Source organism: Pseudoalteromonas shioyasakiensis, assembly GCA_013391845.1.
In the GTDB taxonomy this organism is placed as follows: domain Bacteria; phylum Pseudomonadota; class Gammaproteobacteria; order Enterobacterales; family Alteromonadaceae; genus Pseudoalteromonas; species Pseudoalteromonas apostichopi.
In genome coordinates, this window is the sequence record CP058414.1 from 502,984 (window position 1) to 510,000 (window position 7,017).

Genomic DNA, 7,017 nt, shown 5'->3' on the forward strand with positions numbered 1-7,017 from the left:
AATAACTTACACAAAAATCAACAAGCATGTATATAATCAAGTGTCCGCTTATAGAACACTTCAAAACCCATATATCGTCCATAAATGGACACTTTTACTATTTTCAATTAGTCTTAGTGTTCCCATAAAGGAATAATAATAAATAGCTATGAAACAAGCAGGATCAATTCTTATCGTCGATGATAACCCCGACGTACTCATCGCCGCACGATTACTTTTAAAGCAGCATTATCAGGTTGTAAAAACCACAGATAACCCCTTTGATATCGAAGGTATCATTAACGCACAGCATGAGGCGGATCAGGCTATAGATGTTGTGTTACTCGATATGAACTTCACGCAAGACTCAATTAGTGGCAAAGAAGGATTCTACTGGCTAAAAAAGATCATGAGCCAAGACGCTAACATTGCGGTACTGCTTATGACGGCCTACAGCGATATTCAGCTAGCTGTCGAAGCAATTAAAGCTGGTGCCTCTGACTTTATTGCCAAGCCTTGGCAAAATGAGCAATTACTCGGTGCTGTAGCGGCAGCATTTTCACACGCTAAAGACAAACAGCAAGTTGGTAAGCTCACAAAACAAAAGCAGGCCTTGCAGCAGTCAATCGGCAATCAACCATTTGAGTTTTTAGGCCAAAGTGATGCCATGCAGCAGGTTTTTTCGGTTATCGACAAAGCAGCCAACACAGATGCCAACATATTGATTAGTGGCGAAAGTGGCACAGGTAAAGAACTCACCGCACATGCAATCCACAATGCAAGCCAGCGCCAAAGCCAACCCTTCATAAGCCTAGACATGGGCTCACTAGCCGAAAGCCTGTTTGAAAGCGAACTATTTGGCCATAAAAAAGGGACGTTTACTGGCGCGAAAGAAGATCGCATTGGCCGATTTGAGCTGGCCCATGGTGGTAGTTTATTTTTAGACGAGCTAGGTAATTTACCGCTTAACCAACAAGTTAAACTACTTGCGGCACTACAAAACAGGCAAATAACACCGGTTGGTGGCTCAAAAGTCCTCGATATTGATATTCGTTTGATTTGTGCAACGAATGAAAACCTCGAACAAGCAGTGACTGAAGGTAAATTTAGGCAAGACTTACTGTACCGTGTTAATACCGTAGAGATCCGTTTGCCAGCTCTGCGTGAGCGCAGTGAAGACATTCCATTACTGTGTAACTACTACTTGCAGCACTTTGCACATAAATACAAACGTGAGCTCTCGATTACGACATCTGATATGACACGTTTAAGTCAGTATCATTGGCCAGGCAATGTCCGTGAACTTGCGCATGCAATTGAGCGAGCAGTCATCCTATCAGAAGGCTCAGAGCTCGATATAAGCTCAGTGATAAGCTCACCAAGTACCAGTGTAAGCACAAATGAACTCTCTACAAACGCTGCTGACTACGACACTTTTGATCTTGAAATCATCGAACAGAGAACCGTTCGTGCAGCTTTAAAGCATTTTCAAGGCAACGTTAGTCACGCAGCTAAAGCACTCGGCCTGACACGCGGAGCCATGTATCGTCGTTTAGAAAAATATGGACTTTAATCTATGCGAAATTTCATTAGCTTAGCTGGCCTATTAGCTGCACTAATTGGTTTCTCAATTGCTTTGTTTTGGCAAGTACAGCAAAGCGGGTTTTCTGCTATTTCGGCACTTTTAGTTATTTTAAATTTGGTATGTGCCGCGCAAATTTTTAATTTGTTTAAACGCCAAACAAGGCGTGCAGATATGGTTTTTCGCGCTTTAGCGAATGGAGACAGCACATTAGGCTTTGGTGACCAACACCCTATGCAGCAGCAATTTGAGCAGGTTAAACAACAAATTCAGGCTGCACGTTTTAATGCAGAGCAACAAGCCCAGTTCTTACAAGCGCTATTAATTCATATCGATCTAGCGGTATTAGTGTGTGATGAACAAGGCACTATTATTGAAAGCAATCCGGCGGTCAGTCGTTTACTTGGGCAAGCAGTAAAGCACATTGATGATCTAGGTGTAATAGCAAACCTAGTTCAAGAAGCTAAACAAAATAGCCGTAATACCGTGCCATGGCAAAATGGCGAGCAGCACGATACGTTATCTGTGCAGATCAGTATTGCCGAAATCCAAGGTAAAGTTCGTAAAGTGATCAGTTTGCAATCTATTCATGATCAGCTGCAATTAAAAGAGCAACAAGCTTATAAGCGCCTCACCAAAGTACTGACTCATGAAATTGCTAATTCGATTACGCCACTCTCTTCGTTAGCACAAACTTGTACGGCACTGCTGCCAAATGAGCTTAGTTTTGATGATCAGGAAGATAAACAAGACTTGCAACTCGCCCTAACAACACTCGCATCACGAACCGAGCATTTAGGCGAGTTTATAGCGCAATTTAAAAAGGTTAGTAGCTTACCCGCCCCACACTTACAGCCACATATTCTGGCAGATCTTGCCAAGCAAGTTGTAGCTCTGCACTCACAACAAGCTAAGCAACTTAATATTACTTTGAATTTATCGGTGCAAAGCCAACAGTTAGTAATGATAGATAGAGGCCAAGTTGAGCAAGTGATAATAAACCTGCTTAAAAATGCCCTTGATGTACTTAAACAATTAAATAATCCAGAGACAACTAAATGCATAGAGGTAAATATTGCACAAAATGCTAATCAGCAACTGTATTTAGAGGTCAGCGACAATGGTACAGGTATCAGCGATCATGTGATCGAGATGATTTTTGTGCCATTTTTTACTACCAAGCAACAAGGCTCAGGAATAGGCTTAAGTTTATCGCGCCAGATCATGCTCAATCATGGCGGCGATCTGGTATACATCAAACGCCAGCAAGGAGCCTGCTTTCGTTGCGTGTTCGGTTAGCTTACATAGTTAGAACACTTACTTACAATTTGCTAAGGCGCTGTTTGGTATCATGTACCCATTAACGTTTAATGGATTAACCAATATGAAGTACCTCGCCTTAGCACTGCTCTCATCACTTGCCTTTATTCCTACAAAAAGCTTTGCTGGTATTTATGACAGCCCTAATATGAACCTGTTTGTTAAGTCAGAGCATAATAGTACTGATTCAATCACCTCAGCCGGCATCGAATTTATGGCTAAAAATAACTACAGCAATTTCGGCGCAGCATTTACAACGGCACTAGGCTCAGCAGAAGTATTTACTAAAAAAGGTGATCGGGAGACATTTCTAACCTTAGATAGCGGCATCAAATTTGGTTATTTCAGCGACTTTTTTGTCTATGGCGAAGTGGGCTTAGATTTAATTGAACTTGCTGTATACGACGACCGCGATGACCACGACTACAGCGACCGCTATGATGACGATCACAATAATATTGATGGCTATGTTGGTGTGGGTATGGGCGTGGACTCAAAGCCATTCAGAATAGAGGTCTATGCCAGAGCCAGAGAAATAGACAGCCGCTATTGGGAAGCACAAAACCATGGTTATGCTGGGTTACAAGTTAGTATTTCGTTTTAATTTCAATTGGGTGAGTAAGTTAGCGAGCTGTTAATCTAATGGTCATTTTTAGCTCACCCTATGTTAAGCTTAGGCGCTTTAGTTTACCCGCACCTAAGTTAACGGAGTATTTTAATACGTGTTTTTAAATCGATTTTTAGGCCTTGTTGTTGTTTCTCTCATTGTAACAGGCTGTCAGACTGCCCCTGAGTCTCTTCCCGAAAAGAAGCCCACCATCAAAGCCAATCCTGGTACTGTGGTTGCAGAAGCTAAAACAAAACAAGTAGACGCGGTGACACCGCTCAAATCAAGTGAGCTTGATGACGTATGGCAACGTATTCGCATTCAACTGCAGTTTAGCGATTCAAGTCACCCAGATGTACAAAAGCGCATTGCTTGGTACCTTACTCATCCAAATTACATGGAAGAAATAAGCCGCCGTGCAGCGCCGTATTTGTATCATATCGTCACAGAAGTAGAAAACCGTGACTTACCAATAGAACTCGCTCTAATGCCGCTTATAGAGAGCGATTTTGATGCCAGTGCCTATTCACACAAACATGCATCGGGTTTATGGCAACTCACCCCCTCAATCGCCAAATACTTCAATGTAAAAATTACCCCTTGGTATGATGGTCGCCAAGATGTGGTCGACAGCACCCGTGCAGCTTTGGATTTTATGGAATACCTTTATAAACGCTTTGATGGCGATTGGTATCACGCTATTGCTGCCTACAATATTGGTGAAGGGCGAGTATTACAGGCAATTGCTCGTAATAAAAAACAAGGTAAGTCGACGGACTTCTTTAGTTTAAAACTACCATCACAAACCAAACAGTACGTACCTAAGTTACTGGCCGCAGCACAATTATTAAAACACCAAAGAATGGTATTCCCTGCGATTAAGAATGAGCAAGCTATTGCAACCTTACCAGTGACTGGTGCAGTGATCTTAGCAGATAAAGCGAAGTGGTAAGAGCTTGAAGAGCTAAACCATGGTGTTATCCGATACCCAGCGGTGATTGATGCGCCACATATTGTGGTCCCCAAAGATCAGCAAGCAAGTTATCAAACTCTATTAGCTAATCAAAAGAGCAATGATTATAGCCAGTGGCAACATTACACAGTTAAACGCGGTGATAGTTTAAGTGTGATTGCAAAGAACTATAAAGTAACAGTTAGCCAACTGAAAACCTTCAATAACCTAAAAACAAACACCATTCGTATTGGTCAAAAGCTGATATTGCCGCAATTAGCGGATCAGCAAATCGAGTATAAGGTGAAATCTGGCGATAGCCTTTGGAAGATAGCAAAGCAATACAAAGTCAGTATCACTAAGCTTAAACAATGGAATAACCTTTCAAGAGATAATTTAAGAGTAGGTGAAAAGCTCACGGTGTTTATCTCAAATAGTTAATACCAAATCAGGGAGTTTTACTCCCTGTCTCTTTTATCTATCCAATTAAAGTTGTATCTTTATTAGTCTATAAAAACAACAATCAATAATTATGGATAATCAGCAACAGGACGTAAGCTGTTCAACAGTGAAAACAGAGCAAGACTCTAACGTTGAAGAGCAAACAAAGACCACCCAGCAAAAAACTCAACCTGCTAGCAACCAGCATAAGGCATGGTTTACCAACGAGCGACTAAACCTATTTCTCGCACTCTGTGCCATTATTATCTCCGCAGCCTCCTTTTATGCCACTTACTTGCAAGCCAACGCTGCAGAACGACAAGTAAAAGCCGCCACATGGCCTTGGCTTGAAGTGATAACGGGGAATTTTGATGAAGAAAAAAACCTACCTGAAATCACATTTGAACTCACTAATTCAGGATCAGGACCTGCGATAGTAAAGTACGTGAAGTATCACTATAACGACCAATCATATTTAGATATCTATAAAGTAATTTCTGCATGCTGTTTTGATACACAAGCATATGAAACACAGCTACAAACTCTGCAAGAAGATTCTCCCGACATAAATATTTTCGAAGCATTTGGCTGGATTATGACGAGTGCCAGTGATAACCGGTTGCTGGCATCTGGCAGCGAACTTAAACTTTTTCGTTTCAAGCGAACGGGATTTAATGAAACTCAATGGGACAAAGTAAACAAGCAGCGTAATAGCATTAAAACCGAGATCTGCTACTGCTCGTTGCTAGAACAATGCTACCTAAGCGATGGCCGCGGCGATGTGAGAGAAATACAGCAGTGTGAGTGACACCGAGCTATCAGCTTTCAGCCGCGCGGTGAAGGTGTTTGATACTGCGTCTCCCTCTGCCGGAGGCTCTAGGCTCTAGGCTCTAGGCTCTAGGCAAAGTGTAGTTGTAGGAATGGCTTCAACCATGAATATATTGGTTAAGGTCTAGATACGGCACTGACGTGCCTCCTACAGGGGTTTGTTGCTGAGGGAGACTCTTCACTAAACACACCCACCGCTCAGCTGACATCTATTATCTGACGGCTGAAAGCTGACAGCTCCCAAACGCAAAAAAGCCCGACTCTTTCGAATCGGGCTTTCTTTAATTTGGAGCCTGGCAATGTCCTACTTTCACATGGCAAATGCCACACTATCATCGGCGCTGTTTCGTTTCACTACTGAGTTCGGCATGGGGTCAGGTGGGTCCAAAACGCTATTGTCACCAAGCAAATTTGGGTCGTTAATCGCCTTAGCAATCAACTAAAATCTGGAATTCTGATATCAAGTAAATGTCTACTTTAGTTTCTTAACTTCTGTCTGTTACGCTGTCATAAAACGCGTTTGGCGTTGTATGGTTAAGCCTCACGGGTAATTAGTACAGGTTAGCTTAATGGCTCGCACCACTTCCACATCCTGCCTATCAACGTTGTAGTCTTCAACGGCCCTTCAGAGACTTTAAAAGTCTAGTGAGAACTCATCTCGAGGCCTGCTTCGCGCTTAGATGCTTTCAGCGCTTATCAGTTCCGAACGTAGCTACCGGGCAGTGCCATTGGCATGACAACCCGAACACCAGCGGTTCGTTCACTCCGGTCCTCTCGTACTAGGAGCAACCCCTCTCAATTCTCAAACGCCCACGGCAGATAGGGACCGAACTGTCTCACGACGTTCTAAACCCAGCTCGCGTACCACTTTAAATGGCGAACAGCCATACCCTTGGGACCGACTTCAGCCCCAGGATGTGATGAGCCGACATCGAGGTGCCAAACACCGCCGTCGATATGAACTCTTGGGCGGTATCAGCCTGTTATCCCCGGAGTACCTTTTATCCGTTGAGCGATGGCCCTTCCATTCAGAACCACCGGATCACTATGACCTACTTTCGTACCTGCTCGACGTGTCTGTCTCGCAGTTAAGCTGGCTTCTACCATTACACTAACCGTACGATGTCCGACCGTACTTAGCCAACCTTCGTGCTCCTCCGTTACTCTTTGGGAGGAGACCGCCCCAGTCAAACTACCCACCAGGCACTGTCCGTAACCCCGATTAGGGGCCAACGTTAGAACATCAAAACTACAAGGGTGGTATTTCAAGGACGGCTCCACAAAGACTAGCGTCTCTGCTTCAAAGCC

The 7,017-nt window shown here is 43.4% G+C and carries 4 protein-coding genes, 2 rRNA genes and 1 pseudogene (1 of these 7 only partly in view); 5 read left to right on the forward strand and 2 right to left on the reverse strand.

What is annotated here, in order from left to right; translation table 11 throughout:
- Positions 1 to 148: 148 nt before the first annotated feature.
- From HYD28_02210 to HYD28_02230, 5 genes and pseudogenes are all read left to right on the forward strand, one after another.
- Positions 149 to 1,552 (forward strand): sigma-54-dependent Fis family transcriptional regulator, encoded by a 1,404-nt coding sequence (locus HYD28_02210; protein ID QLE07881.1) that lies wholly within the window; start codon positions 149 to 151, stop codon positions 1,550 to 1,552.
- A gap of 3 nt (positions 1,553 to 1,555) precedes the next feature.
- Positions 1,556 to 2,860 (forward strand): histidine kinase, encoded by a 1,305-nt coding sequence (locus HYD28_02215; GenBank protein ID QLE07882.1) that lies wholly within the window; start codon positions 1,556 to 1,558, stop codon positions 2,858 to 2,860.
- Positions 2,861 to 2,945: 85 nt separating this feature from the next.
- Positions 2,946 to 3,485, forward strand: a complete 540-nt coding sequence (locus HYD28_02220) for a hypothetical protein (protein ID QLE07883.1) — start codon at positions 2,946 to 2,948, stop codon at positions 3,483 to 3,485.
- Positions 3,486 to 3,603: 118 nt separating this feature from the next.
- Positions 3,604 to 4,881, forward strand: a pseudogene (locus tag HYD28_02225) (LysM peptidoglycan-binding domain-containing protein).
- 91 nt (positions 4,882 to 4,972) lie between these two features.
- Positions 4,973 to 5,689: a hypothetical protein gene (locus HYD28_02230; protein ID QLE07884.1), complete on the forward strand. Its 717-nt coding sequence runs from the start codon at positions 4,973 to 4,975 to the stop codon at positions 5,687 to 5,689.
- Between the two features lie 311 nt (positions 5,690 to 6,000).
- Here the strand turns inward: HYD28_02230 and rrf are convergent.
- Together rrf and HYD28_02240 are read right to left on the reverse strand one after the other, a co-directional pair.
- Positions 6,001 to 6,115: ribosomal RNA gene (rrf, locus tag HYD28_02235) — 5S ribosomal RNA — on the reverse strand.
- Between the two features lie 106 nt (positions 6,116 to 6,221).
- A 23S ribosomal RNA gene (locus tag HYD28_02240) occupies positions 6,222 to 7,017 on the reverse strand; it runs 2,112 nt beyond the window's last position.

Coding starts and splice junctions, on each gene's coding strand:
- HYD28_02210 (QLE07881.1), top strand. CDS start 149: ATGAAACAAGCAGGATCAATTCTTATCGTCGATGATAACCCCGACGTA.
- HYD28_02215 (QLE07882.1), top strand. CDS start 1,556: ATGCGAAATTTCATTAGCTTAGCTGGCCTATTAGCTGCACTAATTGGT.
- HYD28_02220 (QLE07883.1), top strand. CDS start 2,946: ATGAAGTACCTCGCCTTAGCACTGCTCTCATCACTTGCCTTTATTCCT.
- HYD28_02230 (QLE07884.1), top strand. CDS start 4,973: ATGGATAATCAGCAACAGGACGTAAGCTGTTCAACAGTGAAAACAGAG.